The 19,265-nt window shown below is 59.3% G+C and carries 16 protein-coding genes; 13 read left to right on the top strand and 3 right to left on the bottom strand.

What is annotated here, in order from left to right; translation table 11 throughout:
- Positions 1 to 225: 225 nt before the first annotated feature.
- A complete protein-coding gene (clpA, locus tag AC07Y2_RS14860; protein ID WP_007951436.1) occupies positions 226 to 2,496 on the bottom strand; it encodes an ATP-dependent Clp protease ATP-binding subunit ClpA in 2,271 nt (756 codons plus the stop codon).
- A 30-nt stretch (positions 2,497 to 2,526) separates the two neighbouring features.
- Positions 2,527 to 2,910, bottom strand: coding sequence for an ATP-dependent Clp protease adapter ClpS (gene clpS / locus AC07Y2_RS14855; protein WP_011334948.1), 384 nt, complete (start codon positions 2,908 to 2,910; stop codon positions 2,527 to 2,529).
- Positions 2,911 to 3,134: 224 nt separating this feature from the next.
- Here clpS and AC07Y2_RS14850 point away from each other — a divergent pair, with 224 nt between their 5' ends.
- Positions 3,135 to 3,416, top strand: coding sequence for a cold shock domain-containing protein (locus tag AC07Y2_RS14850; RefSeq protein WP_039767406.1), 282 nt, complete (start codon positions 3,135 to 3,137; stop codon positions 3,414 to 3,416).
- 79 nt (positions 3,417 to 3,495) lie between these two features.
- Here the strand turns inward: AC07Y2_RS14850 and icd are convergent, their stop codons facing one another.
- Positions 3,496 to 4,752: an NADP-dependent isocitrate dehydrogenase gene (gene icd / locus AC07Y2_RS14845; protein ID WP_007951441.1), complete on the bottom strand. Its 1,257-nt coding sequence runs from the start codon at positions 4,750 to 4,752 to the stop codon at positions 3,496 to 3,498.
- Positions 4,753 to 5,233: 481 nt separating this feature from the next.
- On the opposite strand from icd, the gene AC07Y2_RS14840 reads away from it, so the two are divergent.
- The 12 genes from AC07Y2_RS14840 to nuoC all read left to right on the top strand — a co-directional run bounded on the left by AC07Y2_RS14840 (position 5,234) and on the right by nuoC (position 19,265).
- Positions 5,234 to 7,459: an NADP-dependent isocitrate dehydrogenase gene (locus AC07Y2_RS14840; RefSeq protein WP_039767409.1), complete on the top strand. Its 2,226-nt coding sequence runs from the start codon at positions 5,234 to 5,236 to the stop codon at positions 7,457 to 7,459.
- A 78-nt stretch (positions 7,460 to 7,537) separates the two neighbouring features.
- Positions 7,538 to 7,984: an NUDIX hydrolase gene (locus AC07Y2_RS14835; protein ID WP_103386160.1), complete on the top strand. Its 447-nt coding sequence runs from the start codon at positions 7,538 to 7,540 to the stop codon at positions 7,982 to 7,984.
- A gap of 59 nt (positions 7,985 to 8,043) precedes the next feature.
- Positions 8,044 to 9,168 (top strand): tRNA 2-thiouridine(34) synthase MnmA, encoded by a 1,125-nt coding sequence (gene mnmA / locus AC07Y2_RS14830; RefSeq protein WP_103386161.1) that lies wholly within the window; start codon positions 8,044 to 8,046, stop codon positions 9,166 to 9,168.
- Positions 9,165 to 9,788 carry a high frequency lysogenization protein HflD gene (gene hflD, locus AC07Y2_RS14825; protein WP_039767411.1) on the top strand — a complete coding sequence of 208 codons (624 nt, stop codon included), beginning with the start codon at positions 9,165 to 9,167 and terminating at the stop codon, positions 9,786 to 9,788. Before mnmA ends, hflD begins: the two co-directional genes overlap by 4 nt.
- A gap of 127 nt (positions 9,789 to 9,915) precedes the next feature.
- Positions 9,916 to 11,286 (top strand): adenylosuccinate lyase, encoded by a 1,371-nt coding sequence (gene purB, locus AC07Y2_RS14820; protein ID WP_039767413.1) that lies wholly within the window; start codon positions 9,916 to 9,918, stop codon positions 11,284 to 11,286.
- A gap of 86 nt (positions 11,287 to 11,372) precedes the next feature.
- Positions 11,373 to 12,548 (top strand): ribosomal protein uL16 3-hydroxylase, encoded by a 1,176-nt coding sequence (locus AC07Y2_RS14815; protein WP_064380698.1) that lies wholly within the window; start codon positions 11,373 to 11,375, stop codon positions 12,546 to 12,548.
- Positions 12,541 to 12,966, top strand: coding sequence for a GNAT family N-acetyltransferase (locus tag AC07Y2_RS14810; RefSeq protein WP_085667535.1), 426 nt, complete (start codon positions 12,541 to 12,543; stop codon positions 12,964 to 12,966). Before AC07Y2_RS14815 ends, AC07Y2_RS14810 begins: the two co-directional genes overlap by 8 nt.
- Before the next feature lie 245 nt (positions 12,967 to 13,211).
- The gene (locus AC07Y2_RS14805) at positions 13,212 to 13,964 is read left to right on the top strand and encodes a secretin N-terminal domain-containing protein (RefSeq protein WP_039767417.1); all 753 of its coding nucleotides are present in this window, start codon (positions 13,212 to 13,214) and stop codon (positions 13,962 to 13,964) included.
- Positions 13,965 to 14,439: 475 nt separating this feature from the next.
- Positions 14,440 to 15,765 carry an isocitrate lyase gene (gene aceA, locus AC07Y2_RS14800; protein ID WP_039767419.1) on the top strand — a complete coding sequence of 442 codons (1,326 nt, stop codon included), beginning with the start codon at positions 14,440 to 14,442 and terminating at the stop codon, positions 15,763 to 15,765.
- 547 nt (positions 15,766 to 16,312) lie between these two features.
- Entirely contained in the window at positions 16,313 to 16,726 is a 414-nt protein-coding gene (locus AC07Y2_RS14795) for an NADH-quinone oxidoreductase subunit A (protein ID WP_003223812.1), read from the top strand.
- A gap of 10 nt (positions 16,727 to 16,736) precedes the next feature.
- A complete protein-coding gene (locus AC07Y2_RS14790; protein WP_007951456.1) occupies positions 16,737 to 17,411 on the top strand; it encodes a NuoB/complex I 20 kDa subunit family protein in 675 nt (224 codons plus the stop codon).
- 69 nt (positions 17,412 to 17,480) lie between these two features.
- Positions 17,481 to 19,265 carry an NADH-quinone oxidoreductase subunit C/D gene (gene nuoC, locus AC07Y2_RS14785; RefSeq protein ID WP_103386162.1) on the top strand — a complete coding sequence of 595 codons (1,785 nt, stop codon included), beginning with the start codon at positions 17,481 to 17,483 and terminating at the stop codon, positions 19,263 to 19,265.

The raw sequence follows: 19,265 nt of genomic DNA, 5'->3' as shown, positions 1-19,265 counted from the left end.
ATCAATCCCGGAGCGAAGGAACCCGAGCCACAGCGAGGGCCGTACGTCAGGGTAAAGCCTTTTGGGTTACCTTTTCGCTGGGCCGGCACTCCGGCGTTTGGAAAAGGTGACTCGCCGTAAGGGCGAAACCGCCAGCGGCAGCTCCCGAAGCAACGGATATGCCCCCAAAATAAAAACCGCAGACAATAAAAAGGCGCCCGAAGGCGCCTTTTCACTTACCAGCCGTCAAGCCATTTCTGCAGTGGTCTCGAAGTCAAACGTCAACTCACCATCCTTGATGTCGATGTGAACCACACCGCCATGCTCGGCCAGCTCGCCAAACAGAATCTCCTCCGCCAGCGGACGCTTGATCTTGTCCTGGATCAGACGCGCCATCGGACGAGCGCCCATGGCCGAATCGTAACCACCGGCCGCCAGCCAGCTGCGCGCCGCATCGGTAACTTCCAGAAGCACACGCTTGTCTTCCAGCTGCGCCTGAAGTTCGGTGAGGAACTTGTCCACCACGCTCTTGATAACCTCATGACTGAGGCGACCAAACTGAATGATGGTATCCAGACGGTTGCGGAATTCCGGCGTGAAGCTCTTCTTGATCACTTCCATCGCATCGGACGAGTGGTCCTGATGGGTGAAACCGATCGAAGCACGTGCCGCTGTTTCAGCACCGGCGTTGGTGGTCATGATCACGATCACGTTGCGGAAGTCCGCCTTGCGCCCGTTGTTGTCGGTCAGCGTGCCGTGATCCATCACCTGCAGCAGCAGGTTGAAGACTTCCGGATGCGCCTTCTCGATTTCATCGAGCAGCAATACGCAATGCGGTTGTTTGGTGATCGCTTCGGTCAACAGACCGCCCTGGTCGAAACCGACGTACCCCGGAGGTGCACCGATCAAACGCGATACGGTGTGGCGCTCCATGTACTCGGACATGTCGAAGCGCACCAGTTCGATCCCCAACGCCTTGGCCAATTGACGCGCGGCTTCGGTTTTACCGACACCGGTCGGCCCTGCGAACAGGAACGAACCGACAGGCTTGTCAGGCGACTTGAGACCGGCGCGGGACAGTTTGATCGCAGTCGACAGCGAATCGATCGCCGCGTCCTGACCAAACACCGTCAGCTTCAGGTCACGCTCGAGGTTACGCAGCAGTTCCTTGTCGGAGCTGGTGACGTGCTTCGGCGGAATCCGCGCGATCTTCGCCACGATGTCCTCGACTTCAGGGACTTCGATGCGTTTCACACGCTTCTCGACCGGTTGCAGACGCTGGTAGGCGCCCGCCTCGTCGATCACGTCGATAGCCTTGTCCGGCATGTGCCGGTCATTGATGTAGCGCGAAGCCAGTTCCGCAGCGGCGCGCAGCGACTCATCGCTGTATTCGATGTTGTGGTGCTGTTCGAAACGCCCTTTCAGACCGCGCAGGATACCGATGGTGTCTTCCACCGACGGCTCGACAACATCGACCTTCTGGAAGCGACGCGCCAGGGCGCGGTCTTTTTCGAAGATGCCACGGAATTCCTGGAACGTGGTCGAACCGATGCAGCGAATGTCGCCAGACGACAGCAGCGGCTTGAGCAGGTTCGAGGCATCCATGACGCCACCGGACGCAGCACCCGCACCGATGATGGTGTGGATTTCGTCGATGAACAGGATCGCCTGCGGACGTTTTTTCAGTTCGTTGAGCAGCGCCTTGAAGCGCTTCTCGAAATCACCGCGATACTTGGTGCCCGCGAGCAGAGCGCCCAGATCGAGGGAGTAAACGACGCTGTTGGCCAGCAGGTCCGGCACCTGGTTGTCGACAATGCGCTTGGCCAGGCCCTCGGCGATCGCGGTTTTACCCACGCCCGCCTCGCCGACCAGCAGCGGATTGTTCTTGCGACGACGCGCCAGAATCTGCGCGACACGCTCGACTTCCGTTTCACGCCCGACCAGCGGATCGATCCGGCCCTGGCGTGCGAGTTCGTTGAGATTGCTGGCATAAGCGTCCAGCGGATTGCCTGAAGAAGAAGACTCACCGCCCTCATCGTCCTGCATATCTTGTTCACCTTCAGAGTGATCGCCATGCCCCGGCACTTTGGAAATGCCGTGAGCGATATAGTTGACGACATCAATGCGTGCAACGCTCTGCTGTTTCAGCAGGAACACCGCCTGACTCTCTTGCTCACTGAAGATTGCAACCAGCACGTTGGCGCCGGTTACTTCGCGTTTGCCCGAGCTCTGCACATGAAAGACAGCACGTTGCAGTACACGCTGGAAGCCCAGGGTTGGCTGGGTTTCGCGATCCTCGTCGTGGACGGGGATCAATGGCGTGGTGGAGTCGATGAACTCCTGCAGGTCGTGCTTGAGTTTGTCGAGGTTTGCGCCGCAGGCACGCAATACGGTGGCGGCAGCCTCATTGTCCAATAGGGCCAGCAGCAGGTGTTCGACGGTCATGAACTCATGACGTTTCGAACGTGCCTCCTTGAAGGCAAGATTGAGGGTGACTTCGAGCTCGCGGTTTAACATAGCTTCACCTCATACCCAAGTGGTCGGCGATTAACCGTCCTTCTCGATTTCACAGAGTAGCGGATGCTGGCTTTCCCTGGCGTACTGGTTGACCTGCATGGCCTTTGTCTCGGCGATGTCGCGGGTAAACACTCCACATACTGCCCGCCCTTCTGTATGGACGGCCAGCATGACCTTGGTCGCCAGCTCGCGATTCAGGTTAAAAAACACCTCGAGCACTTCGACGACGAAATCCATCGGTGTGTAGTCATCATTGAACAAAACCACCTTGTACATCGGCGGCGCCTGTAACGCAGGCTTTGCTTCCTGAACAGCAACGCCTGCCGAATCGTCGTCGTGCTCCTGTGGAAGATCCTTTTGGAGAAGCGGGCGATCCTGATTGAATGTTAGTCGAATCTGGCTGATTGCATGCATGGAAAGAAAGGTTCGTCAGTTGTGCAAATACAGTGGTGGGGGCGGCTTGACACGTTTTCAACTCCGACTGCCCGGTCACCTTGACTATCGGGAAAACGGTGTTACAACCAATAGAACCCACAGTGGGGAAAAAAGATCCGCGGAGTCAATCTTTTTAACGGATTCGACTGCGGATGAATTGGATGATACTCCAGCGATGGAGACTGTTGCAGAGGGATTTGAGCATGGCTGTCGGCAAGGTGAAATGGTTCAACAATGCCAAGGGGTTCGGTTTCATCAACACCGACGCCCGCGAAGGGAAGGACGAAGACGGCAAGGAGATCGATTTCTTTGCCCACTATTCCGCCATTGAAATGGACGGATACAAAACCCTCAAAGCCGGGCAAATCGTCAAATTCGAGATCGTGCAAGGGCCCAAAGGCCTGCACGCCACAAAAATTCAGAATGTCGAAGCCGCAAAAGATGCCGCCTCGGCCGCTGCTCGGCACCAGTCAGTGACCAGCTGAAGCGACCCGGACACCTGCCGGAAAACAAACCGCCCGGCTCGATCACTCGAGCCGGGCGGTTTCGTTGCAGCTGGCTTTCTTACATGTGCTTGATCAGCGCTTCACCGAAGCCCGAAGAAGACACCAGCGTGGCGCCTTCCATCAGACGTTCGAAGTCGTAGGTCACGGTCTTGGCCTTGATGGCGCCATTGGTGCCCTTGATGATCAGGTCGGCCGCCTCGGTCCAGCCCAGGTGGCGCAGCATCATCTCCGCCGACAGGATCACCGAGCCCGGGTTGACCTGGTCCTTGCCGGCATATTTCGGCGCGGTACCGTGGGTCGCCTCGAACATGGCCACGGTGTCGGACAGGTTGGCACCCGGCGCGATACCGATACCGCCCACTTCCGCCGCCAGGGCATCGGACAGGTAGTCACCGTTGAGGTTAAGGGTAGCGATCACATCGTACTCGGCCGGACGCAGCAGGATCTGCTGAAGCATGGCGTCGGCGATGGCGTCCTTGACGACGACTTCGCGACCGGTTTTCGGGTTCTTGAATTTCATCCATGGGCCGCCATCGAGCAGCTCCGCGCCGAATTCTTCCTTCGCCACCTCATAGCCCCAGTCCTTGAAGGCACCTTCGGTGAATTTCATGATGTTGCCCTTGTGCACGATGGTCAGCGACTTGCGGTCATTGTCCACCACGTATTGCAGGGCCTTGCGCACCAGACGCTTGGTGCCTTCTTTCGAAACAGGCTTGATGCCGATACCGCAATCCTGGTCGAAACGGATCTTGGTGACGCCCATTTCTTCTTTCAGGAATTTGATGACCTTGGTGGCCTCAGGGGAGCCGGCCTTCCATTCGATACCGGCATAAATGTCTTCGGAGTTCTCGCGGAAGATCACCATATCGACGTCGCCGGGCTTTTTCACCGGACTCGGCACGCCTTCGAACCACACCACAGGGCGCAGGCAGACATAGAGATCGAGTTGTTGACGCAGGGCCACGTTGAGGGAGCGGATGCCGCCACCGACCGGAGTGGTCAGCGGGCCCTTGATGGAAACCACGTAATCCTTGACCGCGTCCAGGGTTTCCTGGGGCAGCCAGGTGTCCTGGTCATAAACCTGAGTTGCTTTTTCGCCAGCATAAACCTCCATCCAGGAAATCTTGCGCTTGCCCCCGTAGGCTTTTTCTACGGCAGCATCAACCACTTTGATCATCACAGGGCTGACGTCGACGCCAATGCCGTCACCTTCGATGAAGGGAATGATCGGGTTATCGGGGACATTGAGAGAATGGTCTGCGTTGACGGTGATTTTGTCGCCGACGGCTGGAACCTGAATCTTCTTGTAACCCATGCTGAACTCCATTGTTTGGATTGAACATCTGGCTTGGCTCGAGCGTAACCCAGTTGAATCAACACGCAAACCCTCTGTTCCGGGCGCGGCCACATCTCGTTTCGTACAAGCCTGAAAGCAAAGGGAAAAGCGCCAATCTCAAGCATTCACGCCGACTCTACGCCCCACCCCGCCCTGCGACCTTTAGACCAATGGACGAGAATCGTTGCACATGAACCATCGGCAGATTGCCAGCTACCTATGTATAATGCCGCCCGCTGACCACAGGGTCACGACGGCTGGCCTCTCTAGCACGAGACTTTCCGCCTGATTGGTCGGGTTGTTACCGCAGTCCGACTGCTTGACGCTCTACTGATGCACCCAACATCACCGCGAAGATTCTCGACATTCGGTTCATGGATGACTTTGAACGAACGCGCTTACCCGGCGCCCCTCGAGTTTCTGCGCACGCTTTAGCAAAGAAGAGAGAGTTAATCCGAATATGCCCACCCGCTCGAAGATCATCTATACCTTCACCGACGAAGCTCCAGCCCTCGCCACCTATTCCCTGCTGCCGATCATCGAGGCTTACACCGCCTCGGCCGATATCGCCGTGGAAACCCGCGATATCTCTCTTGCAGCGCGTATTCTGGCCAGCTTCCCCGAGCAACTGGGCGACAAAGCCGTAGCCGACCACCTCGCCGAACTGGGCGACCTGGCCGTTACGCCTGAAGCCAACATCATCAAGCTGCCGAACATCAGCGCCTCGGTTCCGCAACTGCAAGCCGCGATCAAAGAACTGCAAGCCCAGGGCTACAACCTGCCGGACTACCCGGAAACCGTGACCAGCGACGCCGACAAAGATGCCAAGGCGCGTTACGACAAGGTCAAGGGCAGCGCCGTGAACCCGGTTCTGCGTGAAGGCAACTCCGACCGTCGCGCGCCGCTGTCGGTCAAGAACTACGCTCGCAAGCACCCGCACAAAATGGGCGCCTGGGCCAAGGACTCCAAGTCCCACGTCGCTCACATGAGCACCGGCGATTTCTACGGCAGCGAAAAAGCGGCCCTGATCGACGCCGCTGACACCGTGAAAATCGAGCTGGTCGCCCAAGACGGCACCACCACCGTCCTGAAAGAAAAAACCACCGTTCAGGCGGGCGAGATCCTCGACTGCTCCGTCATGAGCAAAAAGGCCCTGCGCGCGTTCATCGCCGCTGAAATCGACAGCGCCAAGCAACAAGGCGTGCTGCTGTCGGTTCACCTGAAAGCCACCATGATGAAGGTCTCCGACCCGATCATGTTCGGCCAGATCGTTGCCGAGTTCTACAAGGACGCCCTGACCAAGCACGCCGACGTGCTGGCCGAAATCGGCTTCAACCTGAACAACGGCATCGGCGACCTGTACGCCCGCATCAAATCCCTGCCGGCCGAGCAGCAAGCCCAGATCGAAGCTGACGTGCAGGCGGTCTACGCCGTTCGTCCGTCGCTGGCGATGGTCAACTCCGACAAAGGCATCACCAACCTGCACGTGCCAAGCGACGTTATCGTCGACGCCTCGATGCCGGCCATGATCCGTGACTCCGGCAAGATGTGGGGCACCGACGGTCAGCTGCACGACACCAAGGCTGTGATCCCGGATCGCTGCTACGCCACCATCTACCAGGCCGTGATCGAAGATTGCAAAGCCAATGGCGCTTTCGATCCGACCACTATGGGCAGCGTGCCAAACGTTGGCCTGATGGCGAAAAAGGCTGAAGAATACGGCTCCCACGACAAGACCTTCCAGATCAAAGCCGACGGCGTGGTTCGCGTGACCGACAGCAAAGGCACCCTGCTGATGGAACAGGCTGTTGAAGCCGGCGACATCTTCCGCATGTGCCAGACCAAGGACGCGCCGATCCAGGACTGGGTCAAACTGGCCGTCAACCGCGCTCGCGCAAGCAGCACCCCGGCCATTTTCTGGCTGGACCCGATGCGCGCCCACGACGGCGTGGTGATCGAGAAGGTTCAGGCTTACCTGAAGGATCACGACACCACCGGTCTGGACATCCAGATCATGGCGCCGGTCGACGCCATGAAATACACCCTGCAGCGCACCCGCGAAGGCAAGGACACCATTTCGGTGACCGGCAACGTACTGCGTGACTACCTGACCGACCTGTTCCCGATCATGGAACTGGGCACCAGCGCCAAGATGCTGTCGATCGTGCCGCTGATGAACGGCGGTGGCCTGTTCGAAACCGGCGCCGGCGGTTCGGCTCCGAAGCACGTGCAGCAACTGGTCGAAGAGAACTTCCTGCGCTGGGATTCGCTGGGTGAATTCCTGGCCCTGGCCGCTTCTCTCGAGCACCTGGGTGTGAACTACAACAACCCGAAAGCGCTGGTACTGTCCAAGACCCTGGACCAGGCCACCGGCCAGTTCCTCGACAACAACAAGTCGCCATCGCGCAAAGTCGGCAACATCGACAACCGCGGCAGCCACTTCTACCTGGCGATGTACTGGGCACAAGCCCTGGCCGCCCAGACTGAAGACGCTGCACTGCAAGCGCAGTTCGCGACCCTGGCCAAGACCCTGACCGAGAACGAAGCGACCATCGTCGCCGAGCTCAACGCCGTTCAGGGCAAGCCAGTGGACATCGGTGGTTACTACCACGCCGATGCCGAGCTGATCAGCAAGGCCATGCGCCCAAGCGCAACCTTCAACGCGGCCATCGCTGCGCTGGTATAAGGTTGTAAAGGGAACATCACAAACCCCGGCCATGCGCCGGGGTTTGTGTTTCTGCCTTTCGCCCAGGAGATTCAATCAATGCAATGGCTCCCCCACATCACCGTCGCCACCATCGTCGAGGACAACGGTCGTTTCCTGATGGTCGAGGAACACAAGGCCGGGCGCAACGTGCTCAATCAGCCCGCCGGCCATCTGGATCCGGACGAAACCCTGATCGAAGCCGCCGTACGCGAAACCCTCGAAGAAACCGGCTGGGACGTCGAACCCACCAGCGTAATCGGCATTTATCTGTACACCGCCCCGAGCAACGGCGTGACTTACCAGCGCGTGTGCTTTAGCGCCAAAGCCGTGAAACACCACCCGGATTATCAGCTGGACGACGGCATCGTCGGCGCCAAGTGGCTGACCCGCGACGAATTATTGGCCCAGCGCGATAATTGGCGCAGCGAGCTGATCATCCGCTGCATCGACGATTATCTGGCCGGCAATCGCTTCGGCCTCGAACTGATCCGCCCTTCCCTTTAGCCTTGAGGCCGTGAGCCTGATAGAATCGCGTCCTTTTTCAAGACACTCATTGAATCCCTATGCGTGATCCAGCCCCTTCTGACACATCCAAGAAGCGCGTCATTGTCGGCATGTCCGGCGGCGTGGACTCTTCCGTTTCCGCTCTCCTGCTGATCGAGCAGGGCTATGAAGTGGAAGGCCTGTTCATGAAGAACTGGGAAGAAGACGACGGAACGGAATACTGCACCGCCATGGACGACCTGGCGGATGCCCAGGCCGTGTGCGACAAGATCGGTATCAAGCTGCACACCGCCAACTTCGCCGCCGAGTACTGGGACAATGTGTTCGAGCACTTCCTGGCCGAATACAAGGCCGGCCGCACGCCGAACCCGGACATCCTGTGCAACCGCGAGATCAAGTTCAAGGCGTTCCTCGACTACGCCATGATGCTCGGCGCCGACCTGATCGCTACCGGTCACTACGTGCGCCGCCGCGACATCGATGGCCGCACCGAACTGCTCAAGGGCCTGGATCCGAACAAGGATCAGAGCTACTTCCTGCACGCCGTCGGCGGCGAACAGATCGCCAAGACCCTGTTCCCGGTCGGCGAGCTGGAAAAGCCGGAAGTCCGCGCAATTGCCGAGAAATACGAGCTGGCAACCGCCAAGAAGAAGGATTCCACCGGGATCTGCTTCATCGGCGAGCGTCGCTTCAGCGATTTCCTCAAGCAATACCTGCCGGCACAACCGGGCGAGATCAAGACCACCGAAGGCGAAGTCATCGGCCGCCACCACGGCTTGATGTACCACACCATCGGCCAGCGTCAGGGCCTGGGCATCGGCGGTTTGAAAGACGCCGGCGACGAGCCGTGGTACGTGCTGCGCAAGGACCTGGACACCAACGAGCTGATCGTCGGCCAGGGAAACAACCATCCGTGGCTGTTCTCCAGCGCCCTGCTCGCTTCGGAAATCTATTGGGTCAACCCGATCGATCTGAGCCAGCCATTGCGCCTGACCGCCAAGGTTCGTTATCGCCAGAGCGATCAGGCCTGCACCCTGGAAAAAACCGCGACCGGCTATCGTGCCGTGTTCGACGAGCCGCAACGCGCGGTCACGCCGGGCCAGTCAGTGGTGTTCTATGACGGTGAAATCTGCCTCGGTGGCGGCGTGATCGAAGTCGCCGAGCCGTGGAGCAGCCAGGCATGAGCCCGACTCAGGAGCAATTGACCGCTCTGGGCGGCGTGTTTCTCGCCGCCGTGCTGGTCGACCGCATCGCCAAGACCGGCCAGACCAACGAGGCCGGCCTGAGCTGCATGCTCGGCAGCCTGCTGGTTCGCGACCCGAAAGACACCCTGGATGTTTACGGCGGCGACGACATCAACCTGCGCGAGGGTTACCGCGCGTTGATCGGCGCCCTCGAACGCGACCCGAGCACCTTGCAGCGCGAACCGTTGCGCTACGCCCTGTCAATGCTCGGCCTTGAGCGGCAACTGGCCAAGCGCAACGACATGCTCGACGTGATTGGCAAGCGTTTGCCGCAGATCCAGTCACAGGTCGAGCATTTCGGCCCAGCCCACGAAAACGTGATCGCGGCCTGCGGTGCGCTGTACCAGGACACCCTGAGCACGCTGCGCCAGCGCATTCAGGTGCATGGCGACATGCGCAATCTGCAACAGCCGAGCAACGCCTCGAAGATCCGCGCCCTGCTGCTCGCCGGCATTCGCTCGGCACGCCTGTGGCGCCAGCTCGGCGGTCACCGCTGGCAGCTGGTCGTCAGCCGACGCAAATTGCTCAAAGAGCTGTATCCGTTGATGCGCAGCGAGTAAATCGCCGCGCAATAAAAGCTTTGTAGTCTGTAACGCGTAATACGCCGGTCAGTTGGCGACGGACCGGCGGATTTTTTCATGTATGATACGCGCCCCATTTCGTTGCCCGACTGTCCGAGAACACCCCATGCAGCTCTCTTCGCTCACTGCGGTTTCCCCTGTTGACGGCCGCTACGCCGGCAAAACCCAGGCCCTGCGCCCAATTTTCAGCGAGTACGGTCTGATCCGTGCCCGCGTTCTGGTTGAAGTGCGCTGGCTCCAGCGCCTGGCCGCTCACGCCGGCATCCCGGAAGTGCCAGCCTTCTCCGCCGAAGCCAACGCCGTTCTGAATGAACTGGCCGAAAACTTCTCGCTGGAGCACGCCGAGCGCGTGAAAGAGATCGAGCGCACCACCAACCACGACGTCAAAGCGATCGAATACCTGCTCAAGGAGCAGGCGGCCAAGCTGCCGGAGCTGGCCAAGGTCAGCGAATTCATCCACTTCGCCTGCACCAGCGAGGACATCAACAACCTGTCCCACGCCCTGATGCTGCGCGAAGGTCGTGATGACGTGATGCTGCCGCTGATGCGCCAGACCGCCAACGCCATCCGCGAACTGGCCATCCGCTTCGCCGACGTGCCGATGCTGTCGCGCACCCACGGTCAGCCGGCTTCGCCGACTACCCTGGGCAAAGAGCTGGCGAACGTGGTTTACCGCCTCGAGCGTCAGATCGCTCAGGTCGCTGCCGTTCCGCTGCTGGGCAAGATCAACGGCGCTGTCGGCAACTACAACGCTCACCTGTCGGCCTACCCACAGATCGACTGGGAAGCCAACGCCCGCGCCTTCATCGAAGACGAGCTGGGCCTGGGCTTCAACCCGTACACCACGCAGATCGAGCCGCACGACTACATCGCCGAGCTGTTCGACGCCATTGCGCGCTTCAACACCATCCTGATCGACTTTGACCGTGACATCTGGGGCTACATCTCCCTGGGTTACTTCAAGCAGCGCACCATCGCCGGCGAAATCGGTTCGTCGACCATGCCGCACAAGGTCAACCCGATCGACTTCGAAAACTCCGAAGGCAACCTGGGCATCGCCAACGCACTGTTCCAGCACCTGGCGAGCAAACTGCCGATCTCCCGCTGGCAGCGCGACCTGACCGACTCCACCGTTCTGCGCAACCTCGGTGTCGGCTTCGCCCACAGCGTGATCGCGTACGAAGCGAGCCTCAAAGGCATCAGCAAGCTCGAGCTGAACGCTGACAAGATCGCTGCCGATCTGGACGCTTGCTGGGAAGTCCTGGCCGAGCCGATCCAGACCGTGATGCGCCGCTACAACATCGAAAACCCGTACGAGAAGCTGAAAGAACTGACCCGCGGCAAGGGCATCAGCCCTGAAGCGCTGCAGACTTTCATCGATGGCCTGGACATGCCGGCCGCTGCGAAAGCCGAGCTCAAGCAACTGACCCCGGCCAACTACATCGGCAACGCTGTAGCGCAAGCCAAACGCATCTGATCGACTGCTTGACCCGTTTGAGACGCCCGGCCGCGCCGGGCGTTTTTATTCCCGTCTGAAAAATGCTTTTTTTCAATAGGTTACATATGAATCCCGATATTCCTCTTCAACTTCTGGGTGGTCTTACGGCGCGCGAGTTCATGCGCGATTACTGGCAGAAAAAGCCACTGCTGATCCGCCAGGCGTTTCCTGATTTTGAAAGCCCGATCGACGCCGACGAACTCGCCGGCCTGGCCCTGGAAGAAGAAGTCGAATCGCGCCTGGTGATCGAGCACGGCGAGCGTCCATGGGAACTGCGTCGCGGCCCGTTCGCCGAAGACGAATTCAGCAAACTGCCGGAGCGCGAGTGGACCCTGCTGGTACAGGCGGTCGACCAGTTCGTGCCGGAAGTCAGCGAGCTGCTGGAAAATTTCCGCTTCCTGCCGAGCTGGCGCGTCGACGACGTAATGATCAGCTTCGCCGCCCCGGGTGGCAGCGTCGGCCCGCACTTCGACAACTACGACGTGTTCCTGCTGCAAGGCCACGGCAAGCGCAACTGGAAAATCGGCCAGATGTGCGACTCCGAAAGCCCGCTGCTGCAACACGCGGACCTGCGCATCCTCGCCGAATTCCACGAGACCGAAGAGTGGGTGCTCGAACCGGGCGACATGCTCTACCTGCCACCACGCCTGGCCCACTGCGGCGTTGCCGTCGATGACTGCATGACCTACTCGGTCGGTTTCCGCGCACCGAGCGCCGCTGAAGTGCTGACCCACTTCACCGACTTCCTCAGCCAGTTCCTGACTGACGAAGAGCGCTACACCGACGCCGATGCAAAACCGGTCAGCGATGATCCACATCAGATCCAGCACGATGCACTCGGCCGCCTGAAAGCGCTGCTCGCCGAGCACATGAGCGATGAGCGCCTGCTGCTGACCTGGTTCGGCCAGTACATGACCGAGCCGCGTTATCCAGAGCTGGTGGTCGGCCCGGAAGAGGTCGAGGAAGAAGACTTGCTCGGCGCGCTCGAAGACGGCGCCATCCTGATCCGCAACCCGAGCGCGCGCCTGGCGTGGTCGGACGTCGATGACGACCTGCTGCTGTTCGCCAGCGGCCAGAGCCGTTACCTGCCGGGCAAGCTGCGCGAACTGCTGAAGCTGATCTGCTCCGCCGACGCTCTGCACACCGACAACCTCGGTGACTGGCTGAGCGACGAAGACGGTCGCGGCCTGCTGTGCGAACTGGTCAAACAGGGAAGCCTGGGGTTCGCCGACGATGAATAAGATTCGCGTACGTGTTGCAGACTGGCAAAAGGACAACGCCGAGATCCGCCGCATTCGCGAAACGGTGTTCATTGCCGAACAATCGGTTCCACCCGAGCTTGAGTGGGACGCCGATGACGCCACGGCGGTGCATTTTCTGGCTTTCGAAGGCGACTTTCCGATCGGCACTGCCCGCCTTTTGCCCGACGGGCATGTTGGCCGGGTTTCGGTGCTCAAGGACTGGCGCGGCCTGAAGGTCGGCGATGCGCTGATGCAAGCGGTCATCGCCGAAGCAGAGGAGCGCGGACTGAAGCAGCAGATGCTCAGCGCCCAGGTTCAGGCCACAGCGTTCTATGAGCGTCTGGGTTTCAACCTGATCAGCGAGGAATTCCTCGAAGCCGGGATTCCGCATGTCGACATGGTTCGTCATTCGGCTTAAGACCCAGGCACCGATCGTTCCCACGCTCCGCGTGGGGATGCATCTCGGGACGCTCCGCGTCCCTTGCGGCATGTGACGCAGAGCGTCACTGGCTGCATTACCACGCAGAGCGTGGGAACGATCAACACCTAAAACGCCCCTGCATCTCACGATGCCGGGGCGTTTTGCTGTCTACGATTCAACTTGCCCCACCCCGGGCCGACAAACTGGCAATATCAAGCCTTTCGAAAGCGGAGATAACGGACATGTCCCTACGCACCCTGCTCACCACCCTGCTGCTCGGCTGCAGTTTTTCGGTGATGGCAGCCACAGAAATCGTGCCCCTCAAGTACCACACCAGTGCCGACATGCTGCCGGTGGCTCAGGACTTCATCGGCAAGGACGGCCAGGTCAGCGCCTATGGCAACCAACTGATCGTCAAGGCCGAGCCCGGCAAGATTCAAGAACTCAAGGACCTGCTCTCGCAACTCGACACCGCGCCCAAGCGCCTGCTGATCACGGTCGACACCAACGAAAACAACGGTCGTGGCGATGAAGGCTATTCGGTCAACGGCGCGCAGACCCGGATCATCAGCCGCAGCACCGCCAGCCGTGACGGCGGCATTCAGCAGATCCAGGCCAGCGAAGGTGCACCGGCACTGATCCAGGTCGGCCAGAGCGTGCCGATCACCAGCAGCCAGACCAACTCCTACGGCGATTACAGCAGCCAGACGCAATATCGCAACGTCACCCAGGGCTTTTACGTCACCGCCAGCGTCACCGGCGAAACCGTTCACCTGGCCATCAGTACCAACCGTGACCGCATGAGCCAGGAACGTCCCGATGTAGTGAACGTGCAAAGCACCGACACAACCGTCACCGGACGCCTGGGCGAATGGATCACCCTCGCCGGCGTGAATCGCCAGACCCAGGCCGACAAACAGAGCCTGGCCCGCAGCTACTCTACTCAAGGCCGGGATGACATGACGTTGCGGGTGAAAGTCGACACGCTGGACTAAAGCACCAAAAACTGACTGATTAGTCGTATTAGACGAAAGATGTAGTGCTTTAAAAAAAGCACTACAAAACGTTTGACGAGCCAAAAAAGCGAAGGCATGATGGCCTCGCTCCCGCTAATCAGAGGCCTGGCAAGGGCCTTCGAAGCGCTGCTCGCAACCATCCCCGCGAGCCGTTTCGTGTCTGTACCGCCCACAAGGCGTGTTTGACGAGGTTGCCGACTGGAACGAAGTTGTCCCGAGGGACGGAAGCGTAATTAGGTAACCCGGCTTTACACTGTCGTTCGTATAAAGGCCCACGACGCCCGAATGCGCCCACCAGTTCGCCTTTACCTGCTCACCTCCCCTCGAGCTCATCGTTCATCCCGTCGCCTGCCCCGCCGAACCCGACCTGACCACCTAAGCTTCTGGTCAGCGAGCGCAAGGAATTTTCCACCGCAGAACAACTTTTCATAAAGACGCGACGAGGTTTATCTCCATGGCACTGACACGCGAACAGCAAATTGCAGCCCTTGAAAAAGACTGGGCTGAAAACCCGCGCTGGAAAGGCGTGACTCGCAATTACTCCGCTGCTGACGTCGTCCGTCTGCGTGGCTCGGTTCAACCAGAGCACACCTTTGCAAAAATGGGCGCCGAGAAGCTGTGGAACCTGGTCACCCAGGGTGCCAAGCCGTCCTTCCGCCCAGAGAAAGATTTCGTCAACTGCATGGGCGCCCTGACCGGCGGCCAGGCTGTGCAGCAGGTTAAAGCCGGTATCCAGGCGATCTATCTGTCGGGCTGGCAAGTCGCGGCGGACAACAACTCCGCCGAATCGATGTACCCGGACCAGTCGCTGTACCCGGTGGACTCGGTTCCAACCGTGGTCAAGCGCATCAACAACTCGTTCCGTCGCGCCGACCAGATCCAGTGGAAAGCCGGCAAGAACCCGGGCGACGAAGGCTACATCGACTACTTCGCGCCAATCGTGGCTGACGCCGAAGCCGGTTTCGGCGGCGTCCTGAACGCCTACGAGCTGATGAAGAGCATGATCGAGGCAGGCGCCGCCGGCGTTCACTTCGAAGACCAACTGGCTTCCGTGAAGAAATGCGGCCACATGGGCGGCAAGGTTCTGGTTCCAACCCAGGAAGCCGTACAGAAGCTGACCGCAGCTCGTCTGGCTGCCGACGTTGCCGGTGTACCGACCATCATCCTGGCCCGTACCGACGCCAACGCTGCCGACCTGCTGACTTCCGACTGCGATCCGTACGACCAGCCATTCGTGACTGGCACCCGTACCCAGGAAGGTTTCTACAAGGTTCGTGCAGGTCTGGACCAGGCAATCGCCCGTGGCCTGGCCTACGCGCCGTACGCCGACCTGATCTGGTGCGAAACCGCCAAGCCGGATCTGGAAGAAGCCCGTCGTTTCGCTGAAGCGATCAAAAAGGAATACCCGGACCAGATCCTGTCGTACAACTGCTCGCCTTCCTTCAACTGGAAGAAAAACCTGGACGACGCGACCATCGCCAAGTTCCAGCGCGAACTGTCCGCCATGGGTTACAAGCACCAGTTCATCACCCTGGCCGGCATTCACAACATGTGGCACAGCATGTTCAACCTGGCGCACGACTACGCCCGCAACGACATGACTGCCTACGTGAAGCTGCAAGAGCAGGAATTCGCTGACGCCGCCAAGGGTTACACCTTCGTGGCTCACCAGCAGGAAGTGGGCACTGGCTACTTCGACGACATGACCACCGTAATCCAGGGCGGCACGTCCTCGGTGACCGCGCTGACCGGCTCGACCGAAGAAGAACAGTTCCACTGATCGACTTCGCCTGAGCGAACGGCCTTTGCGGACCGTATAGAAAGCTAACCGCATTGCCGAAAAAACTGACGCCCTGACTGGTTCGGGGCGTTTTTTTGCCTGCGGTTTTCCGGGCACCTCAGGATTTGGCACAGCCTGTCAGGCAAAACATTGATCCAGAACGGTATCCGCATCGCAAAAATCGGCTAAAACGGGCGCCGCCGCTACTTGCAGTAACGCGCATATAAGACAACTTCCCAACTAGTGACCCGTTAAACAGTTACGAAACCACTGCAAACGATATCAATTATCATTTAGCGACAACTATGTTCGTTACATTTCCCACAAAACATAATTCTTGAAATTCCGGCTAATGCCCGCAACGCATGGGCTGCGGGCCCTTCGAGGTGCGCTATGTCCTTATTCCAATAAATAATTTCGCTATAGGAATTTTACTTGCCGGGTGTTTAGCCATAAAATCAGCGCGATTGATTGCTGCGACATATCGTCACTGCCTTATTTCTTTATCAAGCTCAGAGACCTTTGCTCTCTGTTAAGGATTTCCAGCATGCCCGAAGCGACAGGACTCATGGCCCACAACTGGGGCTTTGCCATTTTCCTTCTGGGTGTAGTCGGCCTGTGCGCCTTCATGCTCGGCGTCTCCAGCCTCCTTGGGTCAAAAGCCTGGGGCCGCAGCAAAAACGAACCGTTCGAGTCCGGCATGCTACCTACCGGTGGCGCCCGCTTGCGGCTCTCAGCCAAATTCTATCTGGTCGCGATGCTGTTCGTGATCTTCGATATCGAAGCCCTCTTTCTCTTTGCATGGTCTGTGTCCGTCCGCGAAAGCGGCTGGACCGGATTCGTCGAAGCTCTCGTTTTCATAGCAATTCTGTTGGCAGGTCTTGTCTACCTGTTCCGAGTGGGCGCCCTTGACTGGGCTCCGGAAGCTCGTCGCAAGCGGCAGGCGAAGCTGAAACAATGAGGCTTTGGCAATGCAATACAATCTCACCAGAATCGACCCCGATGCTCCTAACGAGCAGTATCCGATCGGCCAGCGGGAAACCGTTTCCGATCCGTTAGAGGATCAAGTCCACAAAAACATTTTCATGGGCAAGCTGGAAGACGTGCTGAGTGGCGCGGTCAACTGGGGACGTAAGAACTCCCTGTGGCCGTACAACTTCGGTCTGTCCTGCTGCTACGTGGAAATGACCACCGCCTTCACGGCGCCCCACGACATCGCGCGCTTCGGCGCCGAAGTTATCCGGGCATCACCGCGTCAGGCCGACTTCATGGTTATCGCCGGGACCTGCTTCATCAAGATGGCGCCGATCATTCAGCGCCTGTACGAGCAGATGCTCGAGCCCAAGTGGGTGATCTCGATGGGTTCGTGCGCCAACTCCGGCGGCATGTACGACATCTACTCCGTGGTTCAGGGGGTGGACAAGTTCCTGCCCGTTGACGTCTACGTACCTGGCTGCCCGCCCCGTCCAGAAGCATTTCTGCAAGGCTTGATGCTGTTGCAGGAATCCATTGGCCAGGAGCGTCGCCCACTGTCCTGGGTCGTTGGCGATCAAGGCGTTTATCGCGCCGACATGCCTTCGCAGAAGGAACAGCGCCGCGAACAGCGAATCGCAGTCACCAACCTGCGCAGCCCTGACGAAGTCTGATCCAGTCTGTTTCAAAGAAACGAGAAGCTGGCTTCATTCTTTACGTTGACCGAAAGCGAAAAAATAACCATGACTACAGGCAGTGCTCTGTACATCCCGCCTTATAAGGCAGACGACCAGGATGTGGTCGTCGAACTGAACAACCGTTTTGGCGCCGAAGCGTTCACCGCTCAGCCGACCCGCACCGGCATGCCGGTGCTGTGGGTGGCTCGCGCCAAACTCGTCGAAGTCCTGACCTTCCTGCGCAACCTGCCCAAGCCGTACGTCATGCTCTATGACCTGCACGGCGTGGACGAGCGTCTGCGCACCAAGCGTCAAGGGCTGCCGAGCGGTGCCGATTTCACCGTGTTCTATCACCTCATGTCGCTGGAACGTAATAGTGACGTGATGATCAAGGTCGCCTTGTCCGAGAGCGACCTCAGCTTGCCGACCGTCACCAGCATCTGGCCGAACGCCAACTGGTACGAGCGTGAAGTCTGGGACATGTTCGGCATCGACTTCAAAGGTCACCCGCACCTGTCGCGCATCATGATGCCGCCGACCTGGGAAGGTCACCCGCTGCGCAAGGACTTCCCGGCGCGCGCCACCGAGTTCGATCCGTTCAGCCTGAACCTGGCCAAGCAACAACTCGAGGAAGAAGCCGCGCGCTTCCGCCCTGAAGACTGGGGCATGAAGCGCTCCGGCCCGAACGAGGACTACATGTTCCTCAACCTGGGCCCGAACCACCCTTCGGCTCACGGTGCGTTCCGCATCATCCTGCAACTGGACGGTGAAGAGATCGTCGATTGCGTTCCGGACATCGGTTACCACCACCGTGGCGCCGAGAAGATGGCCGAGCGTCAGTCCTGGCACAGCTTTATTCCGTACACCGACCGTATCGACTACCTCGGCGGCGTGATGAACAACCTGCCGTACGTGCTCTCGGTCGAGAAGCTGGCCGGCATCAAGGTACCCGAGAAGGTCGACGTCATCCGCATCATGATGGCCGAGTTCTTCCGGATCACCAGCCACCTGCTGTTCCTGGGTACCTACATCCAGGACGTTGGCGCCATGACCCCGGTGTTCTTCACCTTCACCGACCGCCAGAAGGCTTACACGGTGATCGAAGCCATCACCGGTTTCCGTCTGCACCCGGCCTGGTACCGCATCGGCGGCGTCGCTCACGACCTGCCGCGCGGCTGGGAAAAACTGGTGAAGGACTTCGTTGAATGGCTGCCGAAGCGCCTCGACGAATACACCAAGGCCGCCCTGCAGAACAGCATCCTCAAGGGTCGTACCATCGGCGTTGCCCAGTACAACACCAAAGAGGCCCTGGAATGGGGCGTCACCGGTGCCGGCCTGCGTTCCACCGGTTGCGATTTCGACCTGCGTAAAGCGCGCCCATATTCCGGTTACGAGAACTTCGAGTTCGAAGTACCGCTGGCTGCCAACGGCGATGCCTACGACCGCTGCATGGTTCGCGTCGAAGAGATGCGCCAGAGCGTCAAGATCATCGACCAGTGCCTGCGCAACATGCCGGAAGGCCCGTACAAGGCGGATCACCCGCTGACCACGCCGCCGCCGAAAGAGCGCACGCTGCAGCACATCGAAACCCTGATCACGCACTTCCTGCAGGTTTCGTGGGGCCCGGTCATGCCGGCCAACGAATCCTTCCAGATGATCGAAGCGACCAAGGGCATCAACAGTTATTACCTGACGAGCGACGGCGGCACCATGAGCTACCGTACCCGGATCCGTACTCCGAGCTTCCCGCATCTGCAACAGATCCCTTCGGTGATCAAAGGCAGCATGGTCGCGGACCTGATTGCGTACCTGGGTAGTATCGATTTCGTTATGGCCGACGTGGACCGCTAA

The sequence above is a fragment of the Pseudomonas sp. GW456-12-1-14-TSB6 genome (assembly GCF_059424205.1).
Note: the sequence above shows the minus strand (reverse complement) of the source record. Positions and strands in the feature narration are given on the sequence as shown.